Consider the following 23,465-nt stretch of genomic DNA (forward strand, 5'->3'; position numbering starts at 1 on the left):
ACCATCCGTAGGTCGGCTTAGCGCGCAGCGCGTAAGCCGACAAGCCAACAGACCAGGTCCGTCAAGAGACCGCTGCACCTTTGAGAGAATAGAGAGAGACCATGTTCACTAAAATCCTGATCGCCAACCGCGGCGAAATCGCCTGCCGTGTCGCCGCTACCGCGCGCCGCATGGGCATCCAGACCGTCGCCGTCTATTCGGAAGCAGACGCCAACGCCAAGCACGTCGCCGTGTGCGACGAAGCCGTGCTGATCGGCCCCGCGCCGGCCAAGGAAAGCTATCTGTGCGGCGACAAGATCATCGCCGTGGCGCTGGCGACAGGAGCGCAGGCGATCCACCCCGGCTACGGCTTCCTCTCCGAGAACGCCGACTTCGCCGACGCCTGCCACGCGGCGGGCCTGGTCTTCATCGGCCCGCCAGCGTCCGCCATGCGCGCCATGGGCTCGAAGTCGGCCGCCAAGTCGCTGATGGAAAAAGCCAATGTGCCGCTGGTGCCCGGCTACCACGGCGAGGAACAGGATGCGGACTTCCTGCACGGCCAAGCCGACAAGATCGGCTACCCGGTCCTGCTGAAGGCATCGGCCGGCGGCGGCGGCAAGGGCATGCGCGTCATCGACAACAGCGCCGACTTCAAGGCCGCGCTGGCCTCGTGCAAGCGCGAAGCGATCAGCTCTTTCGGCGACGACAAGGTGCTGGCCGAAAAATACCTGTCGCGCCCGCGGCATATCGAAATCCAGGTGTTTGCCGACACGCTCGGCAACTGCATCTACCTGTTCGAGCGCGATTGCTCGGTACAGCGCCGCCATCAAAAGGTGCTGGAAGAAGCGCCGGCGCCCGGCATGCCGGCTGACCGCCGCGCGGCCATGGGCGAAGCGGCCGTCGCCGCCGCCAAGGCCGTCGGCTATGTGGGTGCGGGCACGGTGGAATTCATCGCCAACCAGGATGGTTCGTTCTACTTCATGGAGATGAATACGCGCCTGCAGGTCGAGCATCCGGTGACGGAAATGATCACCGGCACGGACCTGGTGGAATGGCAGTTGCGCGTCGCCTTTGGCGAGCCGCTGCCGAAAAAACAGAGCGAACTGACGATCCACGGCCACGCCATCGAGGCGCGCATCTATGCGGAAAATCCGGAAAAGGGCTTTTTACCATCGATCGGCACCCTGCGCCACATGCAGTCGCCTTCCGCCGTCACGTTCGAACTGGGTGGCACGCTGGTTCCGGCCGCCGTGCGCATCGATTCCGGCGTGCGCGAGGGCGACGCAATTTCGCCGTTCTACGACCCGATGGTCGCCAAGCTGATCGTCTGGGGCGCGGACCGCCGCGAAGCGCTGGCACGCATGGCGCAGGCGCTGGCCGACTACCAGATCGTCGGCCTGGCCAGCAATATCGCCTTCCTGAAACGCCTGGTCGAAGGCCAGGCGTTTGCCAGCGCCGACCTGGACACGGGCCTCATCGAACGCAATCAAGCGTCGCTGTTCCCCGCCCTGCAGGCGGCGCCCGACACGGCCCTGGCGCTGGCGTCCGTCGCCCTGCTGCTGGAAGAAAAAGCGGCCGCCGAAGCGCAGTCGGCCAACCGCGCCGACCCGTGGGGCAATGCCCTGGGCTGGCGCTTGAACAGCACCCTGGGACGCAGCCTGGTGTTTGCCGATGAATTCGCTCTGGCCAGTGACAGCAAGGCCTATGCCGCGCGCATCGCCTACAAGACGGATGGCTGGCTGTTCAACGGCCAGCCCCTCACCCTGACGGCGCGCAAAGGCCTGGAACTGCACATCAAGCTCGGCGAGCGTGCCGTGCATGGCACCGTGCTGCGCGACGGGGAACAGTTCCACGTATTCAGCGGAGGCTTGCACTACACACTGCACTACAGCGATCCGATGGCGCATGCGGGCGAAGTGGAAGCGGAAGGCGGGCGCCTGACGGCGCCGATGCCGGGCAAGGTCGTCGCCGTGCTGGTCAACAAAGGACAGGACGTCAAGAAGGGCGAGCCTTTGGTCATCATGGAAGCGATGAAGATGGAACACACGATCGCCGCACCGCACGACGGCCTGGTGGAAGACGTGCTGTATGCCGTTGGCGACCAGGTGGCCGATGGCGCGCCGCTGCTGGCCTTCAAGGCTGCCGCGTAAGAGAACGCCATGCGCATCCTTTTACAACGTTCGGACGGCAAGGAAGCGGCGTGGATCAGCGACTTCCGCGACTTGCTGCCCGAGGCCGACATTATCTTCTGGCGCGAAGGCGAAACAGTGGCGCCGTGCGACTACGCCGTCGTGTGGCAGCCGCCCGCCGCCATGCTGCCCGAGCTGGCCCACGTGAAAGCCATCTTCAACACGGGTGCCGGCGTCGACGCGCTGTTAAAGTTTGGCGAGGCGCTGCCCGCCCACGTGCCGCTGGTGCGCCTGGATGACGCGGGCATGGGCGTGCAGATGGCCGAATATGTGAGCCACGCCGTGCTGCGCCACTTCCGCCGTTTCGATGATTACGAGGCGCAGGGCCGCGCCGGTATCTGGCAACCGCTGCCCGCATTCGACAGGGTGGATTTTCCCGTCGGCGTGCTGGGCATGGGCGTGCTGGGCACGCGCGTGCTGCAAGCACTGGCGCAGTTCGAATTCCCCTTGCGCGGATGGAGCCGCAGCCGCAAGCACGTCGATGGCGTGCAGTGCTATGCGGGCGAAGAGGGACTCGAAGCATTCTTGCGCGGCACGCGCGTGCTGGTGTGCATGCTGCCGCTCACGCCGGACACGCACAATCTGCTCGACCGCGCGCGCCTGTCGATGCTGCTGCCGGGCGCCTATGTCATCAACGTGGCGCGCGGCGCGCATATCGCCGAACCGGATCTGCTGACCCTGATCCGCTCCGGGCACATCGCCGGGGCGACGCTGGACGTGTTCCGCAACGAGCCGCTGCCGCAGCAGCACCCGTTCTGGCAAGAACCACGCATCACCATCACGCCGCATATTTCAGCGGCCACCCTGCGCCGCGAAAGCGTGGCGCAGATCGCCGCCAAGATGCGCCGCCTGCAAGCCGGAGACTCTGTCGCCGGCATCGTCAACCGTTTGCAAGGATATTGAAATGCATGCTCAAGCTAGTTTGCCGAAACAGGTCAAGATCGTCGAAGTAGGTCCGCGCGACGGCCTGCAAAACGAGAAGGACACCATCAGCGCCGCCGTCAAGATCGAACTGGTCGACCGCCTGACCCTGGCCGGCTTCGCCAATATCGAGGCGGCATCGTTCGTCTCGCCGAAATGGGTGCCGCAGATGGCCACCAGCGCGGAAGTGATGGAAAAGATCGCGCGCCGCGCCGGCACGATCTATTCCGCGCTGACGCCGAACATGCAGGGTTTCGAGGCGGCGCTGGCGGCGCAGGCCGATGAAGTGGTGATCTTCGGTTCAGCCTCCGAGGCGTTCTCGCAAAAGAACATCAACTGCTCGATCGCCGAATCGATCGCCCGCTTCGAAGGCGTGGCGAAGGCGGCCAAGGAACACGGCCTGCGCCTGCGCGGCAGCATCAGCTGCGCCTTCGGCTGCCCCTACCAGGGCGATGTGCCGCTCGACGCCGTGGCCGACGTGGTGGGGCGCATGCGCGACCTCGGCTGCGACGAGATCGACATCGCCGACACCATCGGCGTGGCCACGCCGCGCAAAACGCAGGCGGTGATGCAGCGCGCCATCGCAGCCTTCCACGTGAGCGGCCTGTCCGGCCACTTCCACGACACCTATGGACAGGCGCTGGCGAATATCTACGCCAGCCTGGAAACGGGTATCGCGATCTATCACTCGTCCGTGTCCGGCCTGGGCGGCTGCCCCTACGCCAAGGGCGCCACCGGCAATGTGGCGACCGAAGACGTGCTGTACATGATGCAGGGACTGGGGATTGCCACCGGCATCGACCTGGACCTGGTGGTCGATGCGGGGCAGTTCATCTCGCAGCAGCTGGGGCGCAAGGGTTCCAGCCGCGCGGGCAATGCCATCGCGGCGAAACGCCTCGCTGCGTAGGTCGGATGAGCGTGGCAACGCCACGCTCATCCGACGTCACCGAGGTCATGGCCAACACTGTTGTCGGCTTACGCGCTTGGCGCTAACCCGACCTACGCCAACTTATTCCGTCCTGCCTGAACCGTACAGACGAAAAAAAACCCAAGAGCCGAAACTCTTGGGTTTTTTTCTACAAATTTGGTCGGAGTACAAGGATTCGAACCTTGGACCCCCTGGTCCCAAACCAGGTGCGCTACCGGGCTGCGCCACACTCCGAAGACCAAGATAATACAGGCCGTATCGACTTCGGTCAAGGGTCAGGTGAAACTCTATGTAAATTATTTACGGGCGGCACTGGAACCCATGTATTTTTCAAAACGATTGAAGTATGCGACACTGGCTTGGCAAGTTTTCCCGATCAGACATGAAGGCGACGACGGCAATGGAGTTCAGGATAGAAAGAAGCGACGGCGGCCGGCCCATGCCGAACCGCCGCGGCATCGTGCTGGGCATAGCCGTGTCCTTGCTGCTGCATGGCGCCTTGCTCTATCTGTGGCGCCATGTGCAGCCGCCTGTCCAGCAGGACACGGCACCGCGCGTGGAATCAATCGCCGTGTGGATACGTCCGCTGGCCGCCAGGGCGCCTCCGCCGCCTGTCGAAGTCGTCAAGCCGAAACGCGAACCCAAGCCCATCAGCAAGCCGAAACTCGCCACTGCCCGGGAAACGCCGGCGGCGGCCACGGCGCCGGCGTCCAGCCCGCAAGCCATCACTGTCGTGCCGGCATCACCAGCCACGCCAGCGGCCAGTACCGATACCTTCAGGCAAGAAACCCCGGAAACGCCGAAATTCGATATGGAAGCGGCCAGAAGAACGGCGCGCAAGATGGCCGGCGAGCGCGATCCATCCAAGGTGGGCACGGCCGTGGGGCAAATCCCCGACAAGCCGCTGCAAACGGAAACCCAGCTGGCGCGCGACATCGCGCAAGGCAAGCGCGGCGATTGCCGCACCGCCTATTCAGGTGCAGGCTTGCTGGCGCCCGTGCTGATGTTGCTCGACAAGAAGGATAGCGGCTGCAAATGGTAACAATTTAACAATTCACCCATTTTGGGTGGGCCGTCATCCGCTTATTCCTGCCCCTTCAACTGCAACGCCCGCTCATACAGGGCGTTTTTCTTGCGGCCCGTGATCTGCGCCGTCAAATTCGCCGCCTGCTTGACGCTGCATTCGGCCAGCAGGATGTTCAAGATGCGTTCCGCTTCCACGTCTTCCGCGTCCTGCGCTTCCGTGGCGCCTTCCAGCAAGACGACGAACTCTCCCTTTTCGCGGTGCGCATCGGCGCGTATCCACGCCTCCGCCTCGGACAGGGGGCAACGGTGGATTTCCTCGAACAGTTTCGTCAGTTCGCGCGCGAACACCACCTGGCGCGTCGGCTCGAACGCTTCCACCAGGGCCGTGGCGCAATCGAGGATGCGGTGCGGCGCCTCGTAAAACACCATCGTTGCCGTCACGCCACGCAGGCTGTGCAGCATGTTTTCGCGCTGCTTGGCCTTGGCCGGCAGGAAGCCGACAAAGTAAAACTGGTCATTCAACAGGCCGCTGGCGGAAATGGCGGTAATCGCCGCCGAGGGGCCGGGCAGGGGCAGCACGCGCAGGCCGGCCGCGCGCACGGCGTCGACGATGCGCGCGCCGGGGTCGGAAACGGCCGGCGTGCCCGCGTCGGAAACGAGGGCGATGCGCTCGCCGGCGTGCAGGCGGGCAATCAGGGTCTGCGCCACTTCGCGCTCGTTATGTTGATGCGCCGCAATTAACGGCTTGTTCAAGCCAAAGCGCGTCAGCAGGTGCGCCGTGTTGCGCGTATCTTCACAGGCGACGGCATCGGCAAGGCTCAGCAGATGCAGCGCGCGCAGGCTGATATCGGTCACATTGCCGATCGGCGTGGCCACTATATACAATGTTGCGATAGGATAGACCTGGTGCGCCGCCTCTGTCATGATGGGCAGACTGGCGATGGAACTGATTTCTTGTACGGTCATTTTGGAGGTTAAATGCTTGCTAATAGTGTGAAGTTACTGCTTGTTTGTGCCGCGACCGGCATGCTGAGCGCTTGCAGCACGCCTTGCGACGCGCCCGGGCAATTGTGCGCGCCTATTGAATCTAACACAAGGGCGCTGCCGCCACCGAAGCCGCTGCCACCGCCCGTGCCGCCCAAGCCGCCCGCACCCGAACCGGTGACGTTTGCCGTGGCCGTGCCCGATATCACCGCGTACGACGGCAATGGCGCCCCGCTGGCGCCCATCAATACCAAGCCGGCGACCGGCACGCCACAAGACATGCCGGCCGCCACGGCACCGGCACCGTCCGACGGCAAGGCCCACCACATCGGCCTGCTGCTGCCGCTGCGCTCGGCTTCGCTGGGTCCGGCCGCCGAACTGCTGCGCGCCGGTTTCATGGCCGCATACGAGCGCGACCGCAGCGGCTTTGAAGTAACGGTGATCGATACGGGCGACGGCAGCAGCGACGTCCTGAACAAGTTTGCGCAAGCACAGGAGGAACAGGACATCGTCGTGGGGCCTTTGTCGCGCTCGGCCGTCACGGCCGTGGCGAATAGCGACCTGGTGCGCAAACCGACGATCGCCCTGAACCACCCGGACAACCGCGGCGAGGCGCGCCTGCCGGCCAAGCTGCTGGTGATGGGCCTGTCGATCGAGGCGGAAGCGCGCCAGGTCGCCGCCTGGGCCGCCAGCGAACAGCCGGGCGCCAGCGCGCTGGTCCTGTCGGCCGGATCGCCCTCGCAGCGCCGCATCAGCGCCGCCTTCAAGCAGGAATGGCTGCGCCAGGGAGGCAAGATCGAGACGATGGACTTGACGGCCACGAATGGCTACCTGAGCGATGCCGAACTGGTGCAACTGCGCGCGCGCCTGGCCGCCACGCCGCCGGGACTGCTGTTTGCCGCGCTCGACGCCGACCAGGCGCGCCAGCTGCGCGTGGCCATCGGCGGCGACTTGCCCCTGTATGGCACCTCATCCTTGAATCCCGGCGCCGGGCGCGGCGCCAGCGGCCCCGAGCTCGACGGCGCGCGCCTGCTGGACCTGCCGTGGCAAGTGCAGCGCGACCATCCACAAGTGATGGTCTATCCACAGCCGCCGCAACCAGCCGACACCCGCCTGACGGCCGACATGGAGCGCCTGTACGCGCTGGGCATCGATGCCTTCCGCGTGGCGCGCGAAGTGGCGCTGCGCCCGAACGCGCCATTTACCCTTGATGGCGTGACGGGCCGCCTGGCCGTGCGCTTTGAGGGTGATCAAAGCGTGTTCGAACGCACGGAACAGGCCGCCACCTACCAGCAGGGCGTGCTGGGTACCTGGCCACCGGCCGCGCCTGTCGCCGTGCCGCCGGCCCAATAAGGACACGCCATGCCACCCCTGCCGTTCCAGAATAAACAGGCACGGGGACGGCAAGGGGAAGACGATGCGCTCGCGTATCTGCTGCTGCAAGGCTTGGTGCTGCTACAACGTAACTATCTGTGCAAGGGCGGCGAGCTGGACCTGATCATGCGCGATGGCGCATCGGTCGTCTTCGTCGAAGTGCGGCTACGCAGCAGTGCCACCTTCGGCGGCGCCCTGGCCAGCATTACGCCGGCCAAGCAGCGGCGCATGGTGGTGGCCGCGCAAACCTGGCTGCTGGGGCAAAAGGCGCTGCCGCCGTGCCGCTTCGACGCGCTGGCCATCGATGGCGGGCGCATCAGCTGGCTGAAGAACATCCTCGATATGTAAGCATTTTTAACAGTGCTTGTCCGCCACGCCGCGCGCCTGCACTATAATCGGCAGACTATGAATAATCAACGCATCCTCTCGCACTTCCACGAAAGTGCCGAACTCAAGATCCAGGCCGCTACCGTACTGGCGCAACCCATTGCGCAGGCGATCGACCTGATGTTTTATGCATTGTCCAACGGCAACAAGATCCTCGCCTGCGGCAACGGCGGTTCCGCCGCCGACTGCCAGCATTTCGCAGCCGAGCTGGTCGGGCGCTTCGAACGCGAGCGCTTTCCGCTGCCGGCCCTGGCGCTGACGACGGATACGTCGATCCTGACAGCCGTGGCGAACGACTACAGCTACCGCGAGATCTTCTCGAAGCAGGTGCAGGCCTTCGGCCAGGCCGGCGACATCCTGCTGGCCATCTCCACGTCGGGCAATTCGGCCAACGTGATGGCCGCCGTGGAAGCGGCGCTCGAGCGCGAAATGCGCGTCGTGGCGCTGACGGGCAAGGACGGCGGCGCCATCGGCAAGATGCTGACGGACGCCGACGTGCATATCTGCGTGCCGGCCGAGCGCACGGCGCGCATCCAGGAAGTCCATCTGACCACCATACATTGCATCTGCGACGGCATCGATGTCGCCCTATTCGGAGGAGACGTGAATGACTAAATTCGGTACTGGCCCAGGCTGGAAACGCGTACAACGCCCGCTGGCCACCGCACTGCTGTGCGGCGCCATGCTCACCTCGCTCACCGGCTGCATCGAACTGATGGTCGGCGGCGCGGTGATGGGCGGCGTTGCCGCAGCGGACCGCCGCACCCTGGGCGCGCAGACCGAAGACAAGTCGATCGCCCTCAAAGGCGAGTCGCGCATCCCCTCCATCGTCGGCGACGTGGGCCACGTGAATGTCACCAGCTTCAACCGCCGCGTCCTGCTGACGGGCGAAGTGCGCGATGAAGCGATGAAGAATGCCGTCGAGCGCGAAGTGCGCAATATCGAAGGCGTGGAATCGGTGGCCAATGAACTGATCATCGCCGGTCCGGCCAGCTACACCTCGCGCTCGAACGATGCGCTGATCACCACCAAGGTCAAGGCCAGCCTGGTCGACATGAAAACCATTTCGGCTGCCTCGTTCAAGGTCGTCACCGAGAACGCCACCGTCTTCCTGATGGGCAGAGTCACCCAGCGCGAAGGCACGGTCGCGGCCGACGTGGCGCGCGGCGTGGGCGGCGTGCAGAAAGTGGTCAAGCTGTTCGACTACATTTCGGAAGCGGAACTGAAGCAATTGCAGCCCGATCCGGCGCCAGCACGCACGACGAGCAGCGCCAGCGACACGGTCCAGCAATAAGCGGCATCCCCCATCCGGCCTACGGCGCCAGACTGATGATGCGTCTATAATGGACGCATCGTAGCGCTACTCTATTGAAAACCATGTCCACTTCGCCATCCGCAAGCAAGTCCTGGATCAAACCAGCCCTGATCGCCGTCTTCGTGGCGGGCGTGGCGGCGGCAGCCTACCTGTCGCTGAATGACAAGCAAAGCGCGCCGGACGTGACCTTCCACGGCATCCATGGCGAGAAAATCACCTCGGCCAGCCTGCGCGGCAAGGTGGTGATGGTCAATTTCTGGGCTACCTCGTGCACCACCTGCGTGGCGGAAATGCCGGACATGGTCGATACCTACAACAAGTACAAGGGGCAGGGACTGGAATTCGTGGCCGTGGCCATGAAATACGATCCGGCCAACTACGTGCTGAACTTCGCCGAAACGCGCCAGCTGCCGTTCAAGGTGGCGCTCGACGTGACGGGCGAGGCGGCCAAGGCCTACGGCGACGTGGCCCTGACGCCCACCACCTTCGTGCTCGACAAGCAGGGCAAGATCCTCAAGCGCTACGTGGGCAAGCCCGAGTTTGCCGAACTGCACAAGCTGCTGGAAACCGCCATCGCCGGTTGATCCAACGCAAAAATACCCGCTCTACACCGCACAAAACTCTGTTGCCAAGTGTTGCCAAACTGTTATAACCTTCCCAAGTGTGATTTCCACTCACCTTGTGAAGGCCAGCCGTGTCCCCAGCCGCTCAATCGCTCGACCCGCAGCAACTGAAAACCTGGCTGCTTGCCGCCGGCAACAAGGACGCCACCGCGTTCCGCCAGCTCTATCACTCCACCTCATCGAAACTGTTTGGCTTCGCGCTGCGTATATTGCATAAGCAAGAGCTCGCTGAAGAAGCCTTGCAAGAGGGGTTCGTCGCCATCTGGAACAATGCCGCCACTTACCAGAGCCATCTGGCGGCGCCGATGACCTGGATGGCCACCATCGTGCGCAACAAGGCGTTCGATGTGCTGCGGCGCAGCGACGACACCGTGGAAATCGATGCCGAACAATTTGATAGCGAAGTCATGAATGCACTCCGGGATCCCCAGGCCACGCCGATCGAGTCGCTGCAACTGAGCGGTGACGCCAAGGCGCTGGCGTTTTGCATGTCGGCCCTGGAAGGGCTGCACCGGCAGGTGGTCGCCCTGGCCTTCTATCATGACCTGTCGCACAGCGAAGTGGCGCAGCAGATGTCGCTGCCGATCGGCACCGTGAAGACCTGGATACGCCGCAGCCTGGAACGGCTGCGCACGTGCCTGGCGAAACGGGAGGCATCATGAATATCCGCGGCAATGACGTGCTGCGCCAGAAACTGGCATCCGAATACGTGCTGGGCACCCTGAAAGGGGGCGCGCGGCGGCGTTTCGAAGGCTGGCTGCACAACGATGCCGACTTGCGCAATATCACGGCCGAATGGCGCCAGCGCCTGGAACCGATGGCGGAATTTGCCACGCCCGTGGCGCCGCCCAAACGCGTGTGGCAGCAGATCGAGCGGCGTTTGCACCTGGCACCGCAGGGCGGCTGGTCGTTGTGGCGCGATTCGCTGTCGTTCTGGCGTTCGCTGGGCATGGCCTCGAGCGCCATCGCCGCACTGCTGGTCATCGTCGTGGCCACGCGCGTGATGGACGCGCCGCAGATCAGCTATGTCGCCAGCCTGACGGACGAGAAAGCGCAAACGGCCCTGCTGCTGACGGCCGACAGCCGCCACGGCGCCCTCGAGGTGCGCATGGTGGGCAATGCGCCCGTGCCTGCTGACCGTGACCTAGAACTGTGGGCCGTGCCGAAGAGCGGCAACCCGCGCTCCTTGGGTTTATTGGCCGACAAGGGCAGCGTGAAACTGGCATTGTCCCAGCGCGCCCTCGGCAGCGACGTGGCCCTGCTGGCCGTCACCCTGGAGCCGAAAGGCGGTTCGCCGGATCCGAACGGACCGACGGGACCAATTTTGTACAAGGGTAACTGGGTGAAAATATAGTCTTACTTAGGATACAGAATCATCTGCGTGCAGCGGAACAGGGCAATCGTCTTGCCCGTTTCCTTGCTTTTCACCACGGCATCCCACACCTGCGTGTTGCGGCCCTTGTGCTCGACCTTGGCCGTGCAGGTGAGCGTGCCTTCGCGGGCTGTGCCCAGGTGGTTCGATTTCAGTTCGATGGTCGTGAAATTGCTGGCGCCCTCGGGCAGGTTGACGATGCAGCCATAGCCGGAAGCCGTGTCGGCCAGGGTCACCACGCTGCCCGCGTGCAGATAGCCATTTGGCGCCAGCAAATGCGGCAGCACGGGCAATTCCGCCGTCAGCTGGCCGTCGCCCACTTCCGTGATGACGATGCCCAGGTGGCCGGGCAGGCGGCCGGTGCCGCGTTCATTCAACATTGCTACGGTAATCTCGGGATTGCTCATGCTGGTCCTTGTGCGGGTGAATCCGGGATCCGCCGGAAAATACTATGATGATAGCAACTTTCCCCGCAGCGGTCTGGCGGCCGCTTATTTCCGGCCGCGCCGCCGTTTCCACCACACCAGCGTCCCCGTCAGCATGAACAGCAGCGGCATCAGGCCGAAGACGGTAATGAAGGCGCGTCCGGCCGCGCCGAACGCCTGGCCCGAATGCAGGGGAAATTGCCAGCCCAGGAAGACGTCGCCGGCAGGCGCCCGCAAGGGATCGCGTATGCGCAGGGGCAAGCCGCTGCGCGCATCCAGGGTAATGCGCGTGGCGCCGTCGCCGTGGGCGATTTCACCGGGCTGGCGCACGCGCACGTCATACGGCTGGTCCTTTTTCGCCGGCAGCACGATGCGCGACACCCGCGCCTGTGGATACAGCTTCTGCGCGGCGGCCATGGCCTGGCCCGCATCGAGCACGGCGCCGTCCTGCTGCACATTCTTCAGTTTGGCCGTGTCCGGCACCGTCGACACGAGCGCCACCAGCGGCACGATCAATTGCGGCAAATTGAAATAGATGCCGGAAAAGGCGAGCATGGCCAGCACGGGCGCGGCAAAGAAACCGGCTGCCTTGTGGAACGTATAGTTGAAGCGCGGCCAGGAGCCGCCATGCGACACCGTCAGGGCACGCTTGATCGCCAGCCACTGCAGGCGCGGCCACCACAGATAGATGCCGCTCAAGGCCATCAGCAGCAGCATCACGCCCGAGATGCCCGTAATGGTCTTGCCCGCGTCGCCCGACAGCAGATAGCGGTGCAGATGAAACATGCCCGACATCAGCAGCGGACGCGTGAGGCCGAAACGCCCCCAGTCGCGCTCGCCTTTGACTTGCAAGGTGTAGGGATCGACCATCACCTGGCGCACGATGGCCTGGCTGAACGGCGATGGCGTGCCGGCCTGGCGGTATGAGGCCACGTACACGTCGCGCGCATCGGCCGGTGGATTGAGCTGGCTCGGCTTGCCGTAGGCAGGGTCGGCCGTGAGCCCGTCCACCACGGCTTGCAGCGTGCGCGGCGTGACCTGGAACACCTGGCCAGGCGCCGGCGTACTCGCCTGCAACAGTGTGGGATTGAGCCAGGCATCGAGTTCCGGCATCCAGGCGATGGCGGACCCCGTCAAGCCCAACAGGACGAACAGGGCGCCAAACCACAGTCCCGCATACAGGTGCAGCTTGGCAAACAACCACTTGATCGAACGTTGCGACATGGAAACTTTGGGAAATTTGGGCTGCGAAACGATAGCATGAAAGGCCCGGAGTGAAAATCATTATCAGCTGGCATTCTGTCCTGCCCGCGCAGCGCAAATGAATTGCAACAAGCGCTGACAGCGGGGCGATTTTCTTGCTACTATGCGCCCATGTCTTCCCGCCAGCCCACCCGCACGCCTTACGGCGAGCCTGCCCATCACGGTGCCGCCGCCCTCGCGCGCACGCCGTGGCGGCTGTGCGTGGCGCTGTTCAGCGCGCTGGCCCTCGTGTTCCTGCTGTCGACGGCCGCCTCGCACCTGCACAAGACGACCCTCGACGCGGAAGAGTGCGCGCTGTGCGCCACCGTCATCGACAAGGTGGCCGACATCGCCGTGCCGCCGGCCATCGTCGAGCCGCCCGCCCAATTACTGCCGTACCGCCTGCTGGCCCTGGCGCCCGCTACCCTGGCGCCCATCGCCGCCCTCATCCTGCCGCCCGTGCGCGGCCCGCCTGCCGCCTCGTTGTAGTTCCCACGCTGTTTTTATCCTTTTTTCAGGCTGCACCGCCGCGTCCTCATGCGCGCCGGGCTGCCTGGCGTAGACTATTTTCGAGGTTCACCATGCAACACACACCACGCTTGAGCGCGCTGTCGCTCGCCCTTGCCAGCCTGTTCAGCTTTTCCGCCCACGCCGCCGAGCCTGCCGAAGCCAGTGCCGATACTGCACCGCAAGACATGCAAAAGGTGGAAGTCACCTCCGCCCATTTGAAAAGCGCCCGCATCGAGCTGTCGCCGAAAGTCGGCACCACCATCTACAGCATCGACAGCCACATGGTCGACATGCTGGGCCAGGGCGACAACACGCCATTCAATGAAGTACTGCTGCGCCTGCCGGGCGTATCGCAGGATTCGAAGGGTTCCGGCGCGCTGCACGTGCGCGACGACCATGCCAACGTGCAATACCGCATCAATGGCGTGCAGTTACCGGAAAGCATCAGCGGCTTCGGCCAGTCGATCGATACGCGCCTGATCGACAAGACGGATTTCATGACGGGCGCCTTGCCGGCCCAGTTCGGCCTGCGCACGGCGGGCATTGTCGATATTGAAACGAAAGAGGGCGGCTTGAGCCCTGGCGGGCGCATCGGCATCATGGTCGGCAGCCACGACCATGTGGAGCCGAGTGCCGAATTTTTCGGCAGCGTGGGCAAGTTCAATTACTACCTGTCCGGCAGCTACCTGGGCAATTCCCTGGGCGTGGAAAACCCGCAAGACACGCGCAGCGCCCTGCACGACAAGACGCGCCAGAACAAATCGTTCGGCAGCCTGTCGTATTTCCTCGACGACAATACGCGCCTGGGCGCCATGTTCGGCACCTACAACGGCCGCTTCCAGATACCGAACAATCCGGATCAGGCGCCGGGCTTCTCGCTGGCTGGCCACAGCGATGCGCAGGCGGGCACGTCCAGTATCCCGTCGTCGCAGCTGAATGAAAACCAGCGCGAAGTGAACCGCTTCCTCGTGCTGTCGCTGCAAAAGAGCCTGGGCGACCTCAATTACCAGGTTTCCGCCTTCCACCAGTATTCGGAACTGCACTTCACGCCGGATGCCATCGGCGACTTGATCTACAACGGCGTGGCGTCGGATTCGCGCCGCGCGAACAGCGCCTCGGGTACCCAGTTCGACATCAGCTACAAATTGCACCAGGACCACACCGTGCGCGCGGGCCTGGCCTACACGCGCCAGAAGACGACCAGCGACAACACGGTGGCCGTCTTCCCCGCGCTGGACGGCGCGCAAACGTCCACCACACCCATCACGGTACTGGACAACAGCGGCAAGACGGGCACCCTGGCCAGTTTTTACCTGCAGGATGAATGGCATATCAGCAAACCCCTGACCCTGAACTATGGCGCCCGCTTCGACAAGGTCTCGGCCTACACCAGCGAGCAGCAATGGAGCCCGCGCGTCAACCTGGCGTATCAACTGGCGCCGGGCACGGCCCTGCACGCCGGCTATTCGCGCTACTTCACGCCGCCGCCGCAGGAACTGGCCGCGCAAGGCAGCATCGACCTGTATGCGAACACGACGAATGCGCCGGAAATCGGCCAGTCGGACAACGTCAAGGCCGAGCGCACGCACTACTACGACGTCGGCATCAGCCACCAGGTGAATGCGAAACTGACCGTGACGGCCGATGTGTACTATAAAAAGATCAACAATCTGCTGGACGAAGGCCAGTTCGGCCAGGCGCTGATCCTGACGCCATTCAACTATGCGGACGGCTACGCCAAGGGCCTGGAATTGTCGGCCATTTACAGCGAGAAAAACTGGGGCCTGTTCCTCAACGCCAGCACGCAAAAGGCGCAGGGCCGCAACATCAATTCGGGCCAGGCCCTGTTTGGCGCCGATGAGTTGAACTACATCAGCAAGAACTATGTCTACCTCGATCATGACCAGAAATACACGCTGTCGGGCGGCGGCCATTATCACTTTGGCGATTCGCAAGTGAGCGCTGACTTCCTTTACGGCAGCGGCCTGCGCATGACCCCGGACGGCGGCGCACCGAATTCCGGCCATCTGCCCGGCTATTTCACCGTCAACACGGCGCTTACGCACACGTGGAAAAATACGCCGGTCGGCAAGGTCGAGGGACGTCTGGCCTTGATCAACCTGTTCGACAAGTCCTACCTGCTGCGCGATGGTTCCGGCGTGGGCGTGGGCGCGCCGCAGTACGGCGCCCGCCGCAGTTTCTACGCGGGCTTGTCGACAAGCTTCTAAGAGTTACGCGCGAAGACAGCGGCAGGGAGCAACGCCTGCCGCTGTCGGTTGCCGTACGGTTCCAGGAATTATCCCCAGGCGATGGCCGCCTGGCCATGCACTTGCAGGTAAGCATTCGCCAGGCTGAATGGCTTGCCGCCAAAGAAACCTTTGCTTGCCGACAAGGGAGACGGATGGGGCGCCGCCAGCACCAGGTGCTTGCCGGGGTCGATCAGGGTGCGCTTGGCTTGCGCGTAGCCGCCCCACAGGATGAAAACCAGGTGCTCGCGCTCGGAGGACAGGTGGCGGATCGCGCTGTCCGTCAATTTCTCCCACCCCTTGGCCGCGTGCGAACCGGCCGTGCCCGCGCGCACCGTCAGCACACTGTTGAGCAAAAATACCCCTTGCTCGGCCCAGTCGGACAAATCCGTACGCGTGCGCACCACGCCTGCGTCGCTATGTAATTCCTTGAAGATATTCTGCAGGCTCGGCTGCGGCGGCTTGCCTTCGGGAATGGAAAAACACAGGCCCATGGCCGCACCGGGCGTGTGATACGGGTCTTGTCCCAGGATCACCACCTTGACTTGCTCGAACGGCGTCAGGTCGAACGCCCGGAAGATGGTTTTCCCCGGCGGACAGCACGGCCCTGCCGCATACTCTTCCTTCACGAAGGCGGCCAGGCGTTCCCAGTAAGGCTGGGCAAACTCGCCTTCCAGCCGCGCCTTCCACGATGCGTCGATGCGTACGTCCATGCCTCACCTCATCACTTATCCGTCAATCATGCTTTTTCAGCATGCCAGTATAGGACGCCCGGCCGGATGAGGCACATACGATTCGAACAGGCAAAAAAAAAGCCGCCCAGCTCTGCAGCGGGCGGCTTGATACAGCACAAGGTGCTTAGAAATTCAGCGCCGATTCCACGCCGGCGCTGTGCGCCTGTTCATCCGCGTGGTACGAGCTGCGCACCATGGCGCCCACGGCAGCGTGGGTGAAGCCCATCTTGTACGCTTCTTCCTCGAACATTTTAAAGACGTCCGGGTGCACGTAGCGGCGCACGGGCAAGTGGCTGTTCGATGGCGCCAGGTATTGGCCGATGGTCAGCATGTCGATGTCGTGCTCGCGCATGTCGCGCATGACTTGCAGGATTTCCTCGTCCGTCTCACCCAGGCCCACCATGATGCCGGACTTGGTTTTCACGTCCGGGTACATGGCCTTGAAATCTTTCAGCAGCTTCAGCGAGTGCATGTAGTCGGAGCCGGGACGGGCTTCCTTGTACAGGCGCGGCGCCGTTTCCAGGTTGTGATTCATGACGTCAGGCAAGCCATCCTTGAACAGGTTCAGGGCTTTTTCCAGGCGGCCGCGGAAGTCGGGCACCAGCACTTCGATGCGGGTGTTCGGCGACAGGGCGCGCGTTTGCTGGATGCACTCGACGAAATGGCCGGCGCCGCCGTCGCGCAAGTCATCGCGGTCGACGGAGGTGATGACGACGTAGTTCAGACGCAGCTTGGCGATGGTTTTCGACAGGTTGGCCGGCTCTTCCTTGTCCAGCGGGTCCGGGCGGCCATGGCCGACGTCGCAGAACGGGCAGCGGCGCGTGCACTTGTCGCCCATGATCATGAAGGTGGCCGTGCCCTTGCCGAAACATTCGCCGATGTTCGGGCAGCTGGCTTCCTCGCACACCGTCACGAGTTTGTTTTCGCGCAGGATGTCCTTGATTTCATAGAAGCGCGTCGATGCCGAGGCGGCCTTGACGCGGATCCAGTCCGGCTTTTTCAGGCGCTCGACTTGCTCGATCGGAATGATCTTGATCGGGATGCGCGAAGTCTTGCTGGCGCCTTTTTGCTTTTCGCTCGGGTTGTACGCGGGAGCGGCAGTAGCGGCGGGGGCGGTGCTGGAAATGGTCTCAGAAGTCATGGCTGCAAGCCCTTGAGGGGCAAAGTTTGGTTTGTTTGCTCAGGCATCCGCTGCCTGAGGCGCGCCTGCGGCGCTGTTTGCTTCGCTTACATCGAGTAATACGGTCAATTCATGGGCCAGGGCCCGCTGCACCTCGGCCAGCGGCGCCACGACGCCCATGCTGCGCATGTCCACCGTCTTCAGGCCGGAATAGCCGCACGGGTTAATCCAGGAAAACGGCGCCAGGTCCATCGCCACGTTGAGCGATACGCCATGGTAGGTGCAGCCGTTGCCGCGCACTTTCAACCCCAGCGCGGCGATCTTCGCACCCTTGTCTGGTCCGCCGGCAAGATAGATGCCAGGCGCGCCATCGATGCGCTCGCCAGCGAGATTATACGCCGCCAGCACGTTGATGATGGCTTGCTCGATTTTATGCACGAACTGGCGCGCATACAGCTTGCCGCCCGGCTTGTTGCGGCGCAAGTCCATCAACAGGTAAATCACCACCTGGCCGGGACCGTGGAACGTGACTTCGCCGCCACGGTCCGTCTGCACCACGGGGATCGCGTCAGCTCCCGCCAGCAAATGGCCGCGGTCGGCAGCCAGGCCCAGGGTGAACACGGGCGGATGCTCGACGATCCACAATTCGTCGCGCGTCTCCGTCGTGCGCGCGTCGGTGAAGGCGCGCATGGCGGCAAAGGTCGGCTCGTAATCGACGCGGCCCAGCTCGCGGATCAGCGCCGTTTCGGTTCGGGTGGTGGTCATGACGGATTCTGTAATCAGCTGCCGGCGCCCTGCGGACGCTGCGGCGAAGCCGTGATTATAAGCCAGGCGGCCGTTTCATTCCGGGACGGACTCTGGCAACAGCAGCAATCTGCCCAATTTTTGTGCAGCATGGCGTATCTGGGCCGCATTCAGAGCCGTGTAGCCGAGCAGCACGGCCGGCGCCAGCTTGGCGCTATGGCAAAAATCGCCGAGCGGCTGCAGCGCCAGCCCCTCTTGCGCCGCGCGCGCGCAAAATGCCCGCTCGTCGCTGCCTGGCGGCAGCCACAGCACGCAATGAAAGCCCGCCTGCTGGCCGGAAATGGCGTAGCGGCCGGGGGCCGTCTGCTCGATGCAGGCCAGCAGCAGGTCGCGCCGCTCCTTGTAGGCCAGCCGCGCCTGGCGCAAATGGCGCACGAAAGCGCCGTCTTCCATCCAGGCGGACAGCGCCAGCTGCTCCGTCACGCCCACGGACCTGCCCGTCAACTGCAGGGTGCGCAGCAACTGCGGGCGCAGGGCGGGCGGCAGCACCATGAAGCCCACGCGCAGGCCGGCAAACAGGGTCTTGTTGAAACTGCCACAGTAAATCACGCGCTGGTACTGGTCCAGCGCCTTCAGGGCTGCCAGCGGCGCGCTCTGGTAATTGAATTCGCTGTCGTAATCGTCTTCCACCACCCAGGCGCCGTTGTCGTTCGCCCATTCCAGCAAGGCCAGGCGGCGCGTGACGGACATGGTCACACCCAGCGGCGACTGGTGCGCCGGCGTCACATACGCGAGGCTGGCGTCCGCATGCGCGGCCAGGGCGGCGCAATCGATGCCTTCGGCGTCGACGGCAATGTCCACCGGCACGGCGCCCGCCAGGGCGAACAGGGCGCGCGCGGCCGGGTAGCCGGGCTCTTCCAGGCAAACCTTGTCGCCATCGCGCACGATGCTGCGCGCCAGCAAGTCGATCGCGTGGCGGATGCCGGTGGTGACAACGATGTCTTGCGGGTCGCAGCGGATGCCGCGGTACTTGGCAAGGAAATCGGCGATCTGCTGGCGCAGCTGGGGCAGGCCGGCCGGATCGGCGCTGCACAGCTGTTCCGGCGTGGCGGCGGCCAGGGCCCGCGTGGCGCACTTGGACCAGGCGGCCATGGGAAACAGGCTGGCGTCGGCGCGCCGCGCCACGAAGGGCAAGCCGTCGCGCACACCCGTATCGGACACAGGTATCGGCGCGGAAAATGTCCCGGCTGGGGTAGCATCCGCAAATCCGGCCATCAAGAAGCGTTCCGGCACGACGGCGCACACGCGCGTGCCGGAACCGGGCACGCGCGTCACGTACGCCTCAGCATGCAGGCGGTCGAACACGGTTTCGATGGTGCCGCGCGACAACTCCCACCGTTCCGCCAGGGTGCGGCTGGACGGCAAACGGCTGCCCGCCGGCAGCATCTTCGTCAGGATGGCCGAGCGCAGCGCTTCATACGCGCCATCCTGCTTGTTGACGCCCGCCTTGTCGAGCCAGCTGGTGGGACGAGGCAAGTCCAGGGCGTGTGGTGATTTTCCTCGCGGCATGATAATCGTCCAAGTGGTCCAATGAGTTTTCTGATGACTGGCACTTCGCATTACACCACAAACATTCTACTCTCACCGTTCCGGTGCGCCAGCGGGGCGCACGCTTGCATGGATCGTGTAAAACAATGCAGAAACAAATCGCTTTATGGGCCTGGGGCGGCATCGTGCTGCTGCTGGTCTGCCTGTCGCGCATCAGCATCGACATCTATCTGCCTTCGCTGCCGGCCATGGCCGATGCCCTGCACGCCAGCGATGCACAGTTGCAACTGACCCTGAGCCTGTTCATGGCCGGCTCGGCCGTCTCGATGCTCGCTTGCGGGCCGCTGGCCGACCGTTACGGGCGCCGCCCCGTGCTGCTGGCCGGCACTTTCATTTATGTGCTCGCCAGCATCGTCTGCACCGTGACCACCGACGTCCACGTGCTGATCGCCGCGCGCGTGCTGCAGGCGTTCGGTGGCTGCAGCGGCACCATCATCGGCCGGGTGATGGTGCGCGACCGTTTTGATCCCGCCACGCAGGCGCGCATGCTGGGGAGAATATCGATGGTGATGGGCTTGTCGCCGATCCTGGCGCCGCTCGCCGGCAGCCTGCTCGATGCGGCGTTCGGCTGGCGCGCCGTGTTTGGCGTGCTGTGCCTGCTGGGAGCGCTGTCGCTGGGACTGATCGCAGCGTATGTACCGGAAACCAGGCCGGCCAGCGTCGTCCCCCAGGGAAATACCCTGGCCCTGTACCGGCGCCTGCTGGGCGACGCGTATTTCCTGCGCTATGCGCTGGCCATCGGCTGCGTGTATTGCACGTATTTCCCGTTCATCGCGGAATCGTCCGTGCTGTTGCAAAGGGGCATGCACCTGTCGCCGCGCGCGTATGCGCTGGTGTTCGCGCTGACGGTCAGCGGCTATGTGGCGGGATCGAGCCTGTTCCGCGCACTGGGACCGCGCCTGGGCGCCGACCATATGCTGGGCGTAGCGGTGCTGATCAATGTGGCGGGCGCGGCCAGCCTGTTGCTGGCGGGTAGTCTGGCGCCGCAGCATGTGGCGTCGCTGGTGGCGCCCATGCTGCTGGTGATGGTGTCGGTGGGCATGGCCATCCCGGCCTGCCAGCTGGCCGTGCTGCAGCCGTATGGCGATCAGGCGGGCAGCGCATCGGGCCTGTTCTTCTTCGTGCAGATGCTCATCACGGCCGCCTGCGGCGCCGTCATCGCCGCCATCACGGACGGCAGCGAAAAGCCGCTGCTGTGGGTAACGGCGGCGGCCAGCGCGGCCTTTGCCCTCGTGTGGCGGCTGACGAAACGCCAGCCCGCCAGGGCAACAGCATGTCTTACATGACGATCTTGACCATCGGGTGGCCCGACAGCGCCATGTACAGGGCGTCGAGCTGCTCGCGGCTGACGGCGCGCACGGTGACGGTCAGGCCCGTGTAATTGCCCTTGCCCGATGGGCGCTCTTCCATACGGCCCGCGTGGAAGGTCGGATCGTGGCTGATGACCAGTTCCAGCATGGTCGGCGCGAAGTCGACATGCGTCGGGCCCATGATCTTGATGGGAAAGTCGCTCGGGTATTCGATCAGCGATTCGCTGGGAGGAATCGTCACTTCGGTGGGTGGGGTGGTTTGCATGGGAAATCCAATCAGTGCCGGTCAGAACAGACGGCGCAGCGCATAGCGCGCGGCGGCTGCATAAAAACGTATTGTAGCCAACTTTGAGGGCGGCTGCGCCCGTTGCGATGACACACACGGCACGGCAAAAAAAAAGCCAGCTGGGTAAGCTGGCGAAAAACTATTTCGTTTGGACAAAATAGCCGGAAAAGTCGATGCTGTCACTTGGAGGATAAGCAGTGGTCGTACTGTAGACAAACCACGGCGGCTTTACCTCCGGTATGTGACGAACTGCGCATTTTGCGGCTTGAACGTCGATACGGCGCGACAGACGGCGCGGCCGTCAGCGCTCCACTTCCTGCATCCGGCCATTGCGGCCGGGACCGCCGCGCTCATGGTTGCGCTCACGCGGCGGCATCGGGCGCTCGGCACTGCGCGCCTCCTGTGGCGCACGCGCGGCAGGCGCAGGCGCAGGCATGGCCGGCGGCGGCGCCGTTTGCAGCACTTCGCGGCGGGGGCCACGTTCCGCGCGGTCCGGGCGCGGCGCATCAAATTGGCGTTCCATGACGGGGCGCGGCAGTGGCCGTTCGGCACGGGGCCGCTGCTCGCCACGCCAGCCGGGGTGCGCCGCCGGGTCTTGCACGGGTGGCAAGGCCGGCATCGCCGGCATCACGGGCTGGGGCGGCACCGGCGGCTGTTGCGGCTGTGCCGGCACGGGCGGGCGGTTCGGCTGCATGGGACGGGGCGCCATGTGCGTCTGGCCATCGTCCGTCTGCAAGCGGCCAGGGCGGTTGCCCCAGTCGCGCCGGAACTCCCTGTCGCCGCGCGGCGCATCGGAAGGACGCTGCCAGTTGCCCGCCGGCGCAGGCGCCGTGCTCAACGGCAAGCTTTGCATGACGGGCGGCGGCATGGTGGTACGGTTGCGGCGCGGCACGTCGACCGTGCGCGAGCCGCCAAAACGCTCGCCCGGCAGCATCGTCATGCCTGCACGGCGTTCGCGTTCGCCCGCCACAGGGCGGCGCCCTTCGGCGACGCGGTTGATGCGGCGTTCATACTCGGCGCTGGCGCGGTAGCCGGGCACGTAGCGCTCGTGCGGCGACAGGGGAAACCAGCCGACGCCAGGGCGCTGGCCATGCTGCGAACCGCGATCAGGCCTGCCGCCGACCCAGCCCACCAGGGCCGGCGCCCAGGGCACGCGGCCGCGCTCGCGCCCCGGTGCCCAGCCCCAGCGGTGGCCCAGCAGCACCCAGCGGCCGTAGTGCGAGGGCGCATAGCCCCACGGCGCATTGTCCACCCAGGTCCAGCCCCACGGCGCGATCCACGTCCAGCGCCCGTCGCTGTACGGCGCCCAGCCGGCCGGCACCGTGCTCGGCAGCCACAAGGGGCCGTATTCCGCGTCGTCCTGCCAGGCGCCGTAGCGGTCCAGCTCTTCATAGCCGGTGGTATCGTCCGTGACATAGCGCAAGGCCGGCGCGGCGGCGGGCAAGGCTTCGGGCCAGTTGTCGAAGGCGATCCTCTGCAAGGCGCCCGTGCGCAATTCCTCGTCCGTCAGCTCGGCGCGCTTGCCGGCGCGCAAGGTCACGCTGCCCGTCGCCCCATCCACGTCGGCCGCACCGTCGAGCACGCTGACGATGCTGGTGCCGGGCTGGCGCCCCGCCTCGATGCGCACCCAGCCGGGCTGAGTCAGGATCACGCGAGCCTGGGCCGTGGTCAGCTCGAAGCCGCGCAGCGCGTCGGGATTGCGCACACGCACGCTGACCGTGCCATAGCTGAGATGCAATTTGAAACTGTCGTCATCGAGCTCGCTCACTTCCAGCTCGGAATCGCCATCGAGGCGCACGGCGGCCGCGCCCACGCGCAACTCCGCCAGCGCGCCGCGCTGGGTGGTCAAACGGTTATCCGTGGTGACGGGCCAGTTCAGCAGGGCGTTTTGCGCCTCGCCATCGCCGGCGCGCACCAGCACCTGTCCTTCGACGGTGGAAATGCGCCCCACGCGGGCGGGCGGGTCCTCGGCCAGGGCCAGGGAGCACGCCGACGACAGCAGCACGGCGCACACGGTGTTCAAGAAGGGGGAAGACAGGATCGGACGCATGGCGCGCTCCAGGCAGGACGGACAGAGATGAAAGGTAGACAACACCCCGATTACAGTCCTATCGGGCGGGCATCGCAAGCGGGCTTACAAAT

At 64.6% G+C, this 23,465-nt stretch carries 23 protein-coding genes and 1 tRNA gene; 14 read left to right on the forward strand and 10 right to left on the reverse strand.

Features of this window, described 5'->3' with window-relative positions:
• Positions 1–101 precede the first annotated feature (101 nt).
• From CSQ91_RS22130 to CSQ91_RS22140, 3 genes are read left to right on the forward strand one after another with little or no spacing between them, the layout of a single operon-like run.
• Positions 102–2,129 (forward strand): acetyl/propionyl/methylcrotonyl-CoA carboxylase subunit alpha, encoded by a 2,028-nt coding sequence (locus tag CSQ91_RS22130; RefSeq protein ID WP_099389654.1) that lies wholly within the window; start codon positions 102–104, stop codon positions 2,127–2,129.
• A 9-nt stretch (positions 2,130–2,138) separates the two neighbouring features.
• A complete protein-coding gene (locus CSQ91_RS22135) occupies positions 2,139–3,071 on the forward strand; it encodes a 2-hydroxyacid dehydrogenase (RefSeq protein WP_099389655.1) in 933 nt (310 codons plus the stop codon).
• Between the two features lies 1 nt (position 3,072).
• A complete protein-coding gene (locus CSQ91_RS22140; RefSeq protein WP_099389656.1) occupies positions 3,073–3,996 on the forward strand; it encodes a hydroxymethylglutaryl-CoA lyase in 924 nt (307 codons plus the stop codon).
• Positions 3,997–4,174: 178 nt separating this feature from the next.
• Here CSQ91_RS22140 and CSQ91_RS22145 read toward each other — a convergent pair.
• Positions 4,175–4,251 (reverse strand) — tRNA-Pro (locus tag CSQ91_RS22145).
• A 205-nt stretch (positions 4,252–4,456) separates the two neighbouring features.
• On the opposite strand from CSQ91_RS22145, the gene CSQ91_RS22150 reads away from it, so the two are divergent.
• Positions 4,457–5,059: a hypothetical protein gene (locus tag CSQ91_RS22150; protein WP_099389657.1), complete on the forward strand. Its 603-nt coding sequence runs from the start codon at positions 4,457–4,459 to the stop codon at positions 5,057–5,059.
• Positions 5,060–5,100: 41 nt separating this feature from the next.
• On the opposite strand, the gene rsmI is transcribed toward CSQ91_RS22150, so the two are convergent.
• A complete protein-coding gene (gene rsmI, locus CSQ91_RS22155) occupies positions 5,101–6,009 on the reverse strand; it encodes a 16S rRNA (cytidine(1402)-2'-O)-methyltransferase (protein WP_034782777.1) in 909 nt (302 codons plus the stop codon).
• A 165-nt stretch (positions 6,010–6,174) separates the two neighbouring features.
• Here rsmI and CSQ91_RS22160 point away from each other — a divergent pair, with 165 nt between their 5' ends.
• From CSQ91_RS22160 to CSQ91_RS22190, 7 genes are all read left to right on the forward strand, one after another.
• Complete coding sequence (locus CSQ91_RS22160) at positions 6,175–7,380, forward strand: penicillin-binding protein activator (RefSeq protein ID WP_081345741.1); 1,206 nt, start codon at positions 6,175–6,177, stop codon at positions 7,378–7,380.
• 9 nt (positions 7,381–7,389) lie between these two features.
• Positions 7,390–7,749: a YraN family protein gene (locus CSQ91_RS22165; RefSeq protein WP_070278436.1), complete on the forward strand. Its 360-nt coding sequence runs from the start codon at positions 7,390–7,392 to the stop codon at positions 7,747–7,749.
• Between the two features lie 57 nt (positions 7,750–7,806).
• A complete protein-coding gene (locus CSQ91_RS22170) occupies positions 7,807–8,403 on the forward strand; it encodes a phosphoheptose isomerase (RefSeq protein ID WP_034752465.1) in 597 nt (198 codons plus the stop codon).
• Positions 8,396–9,082, forward strand: a complete 687-nt coding sequence (locus CSQ91_RS22175) for a BON domain-containing protein (protein ID WP_070257900.1) — start codon at positions 8,396–8,398, stop codon at positions 9,080–9,082. Before CSQ91_RS22170 ends, CSQ91_RS22175 begins: the two co-directional genes overlap by 8 nt.
• A gap of 83 nt (positions 9,083–9,165) precedes the next feature.
• The gene (locus CSQ91_RS22180; protein ID WP_034782768.1) at positions 9,166–9,687 is read left to right on the forward strand and encodes a peroxiredoxin family protein; all 522 of its coding nucleotides are present in this window, start codon (positions 9,166–9,168) and stop codon (positions 9,685–9,687) included.
• A gap of 110 nt (positions 9,688–9,797) precedes the next feature.
• On the forward strand, positions 9,798–10,388 hold the full coding sequence (locus tag CSQ91_RS22185; protein ID WP_034782766.1) for a sigma-70 family RNA polymerase sigma factor: 591 nt from the start codon (positions 9,798–9,800) through the stop codon (positions 10,386–10,388).
• Positions 10,385–11,080 carry an anti-sigma factor gene (locus CSQ91_RS22190; protein WP_099389658.1) on the forward strand — a complete coding sequence of 232 codons (696 nt, stop codon included), beginning with the start codon at positions 10,385–10,387 and terminating at the stop codon, positions 11,078–11,080. The genes CSQ91_RS22185 and CSQ91_RS22190 overlap by 4 nt, the downstream gene beginning before the upstream one ends.
• A gap of 2 nt (positions 11,081–11,082) precedes the next feature.
• On the opposite strand, the gene CSQ91_RS22195 is transcribed toward CSQ91_RS22190, so the two are convergent.
• Positions 11,083–11,505, reverse strand: a complete 423-nt coding sequence (locus CSQ91_RS22195) for a PaaI family thioesterase (RefSeq protein ID WP_034782761.1) — start codon at positions 11,503–11,505, stop codon at positions 11,083–11,085.
• Between the two features lie 84 nt (positions 11,506–11,589).
• Positions 11,590–12,747, reverse strand: coding sequence for a PepSY-associated TM helix domain-containing protein (locus tag CSQ91_RS22200; RefSeq protein WP_070278442.1), 1,158 nt, complete (start codon positions 12,745–12,747; stop codon positions 11,590–11,592).
• A gap of 150 nt (positions 12,748–12,897) precedes the next feature.
• Here CSQ91_RS22200 and CSQ91_RS22205 point away from each other — a divergent pair, with 150 nt between their 5' ends.
• Complete coding sequence (locus CSQ91_RS22205) at positions 12,898–13,254, forward strand: hypothetical protein (RefSeq protein WP_070257894.1); 357 nt, start codon at positions 12,898–12,900, stop codon at positions 13,252–13,254.
• Between the two features lie 92 nt (positions 13,255–13,346).
• Positions 13,347–15,503 carry a TonB-dependent receptor gene (locus CSQ91_RS22210; RefSeq protein ID WP_099389659.1) on the forward strand — a complete coding sequence of 719 codons (2,157 nt, stop codon included), beginning with the start codon at positions 13,347–13,349 and terminating at the stop codon, positions 15,501–15,503.
• Between the two features lie 68 nt (positions 15,504–15,571).
• On the opposite strand, the gene CSQ91_RS22215 is transcribed toward CSQ91_RS22210, so the two are convergent.
• The 4 genes from CSQ91_RS22215 to pdxR form a co-directional block, all read right to left on the reverse strand.
• Complete coding sequence (locus tag CSQ91_RS22215) at positions 15,572–16,234, reverse strand: uracil-DNA glycosylase (protein WP_099389660.1); 663 nt, start codon at positions 16,232–16,234, stop codon at positions 15,572–15,574.
• A 145-nt stretch (positions 16,235–16,379) separates the two neighbouring features.
• The gene (gene lipA / locus CSQ91_RS22220; RefSeq protein ID WP_034782748.1) at positions 16,380–17,396 is read right to left on the reverse strand and encodes a lipoyl synthase; all 1,017 of its coding nucleotides are present in this window, start codon (positions 17,394–17,396) and stop codon (positions 16,380–16,382) included.
• Positions 17,397–17,435: 39 nt separating this feature from the next.
• Positions 17,436–18,140, reverse strand: coding sequence for a lipoyl(octanoyl) transferase LipB (lipB, locus tag CSQ91_RS22225; protein ID WP_099389661.1), 705 nt, complete (start codon positions 18,138–18,140; stop codon positions 17,436–17,438).
• Between the two features lie 75 nt (positions 18,141–18,215).
• Positions 18,216–19,688, reverse strand: a complete 1,473-nt coding sequence (gene pdxR / locus CSQ91_RS22230) for a MocR-like pyridoxine biosynthesis transcription factor PdxR (protein WP_099389662.1) — start codon at positions 19,686–19,688, stop codon at positions 18,216–18,218.
• A gap of 125 nt (positions 19,689–19,813) precedes the next feature.
• On the opposite strand from pdxR, the gene CSQ91_RS22235 reads away from it, so the two are divergent.
• Positions 19,814–21,013: a multidrug effflux MFS transporter gene (locus tag CSQ91_RS22235; RefSeq protein ID WP_099389663.1), complete on the forward strand. Its 1,200-nt coding sequence runs from the start codon at positions 19,814–19,816 to the stop codon at positions 21,011–21,013.
• Here the strand turns inward: CSQ91_RS22235 and CSQ91_RS22240 are convergent.
• Positions 21,006–21,302 (reverse strand): DUF493 family protein, encoded by a 297-nt coding sequence (locus CSQ91_RS22240; protein WP_034782741.1) that lies wholly within the window; start codon positions 21,300–21,302, stop codon positions 21,006–21,008. The genes CSQ91_RS22235 and CSQ91_RS22240 overlap by 8 nt on opposite strands.
• A 322-nt stretch (positions 21,303–21,624) precedes the next feature.
• Positions 21,625–23,373 (reverse strand): DUF6600 domain-containing protein, encoded by a 1,749-nt coding sequence (locus CSQ91_RS22245; RefSeq protein ID WP_099389664.1) that lies wholly within the window; start codon positions 23,371–23,373, stop codon positions 21,625–21,627.
• Between the last annotated feature and the right edge of the window lie 92 nt (positions 23,374–23,465).

The sequence above is a fragment of the Janthinobacterium sp. BJB301 genome (genome assembly GCF_002735685.1).
Lineage (GTDB): Bacteria > Pseudomonadota > Gammaproteobacteria > Burkholderiales > Burkholderiaceae_D > Janthinobacterium > Janthinobacterium lividum.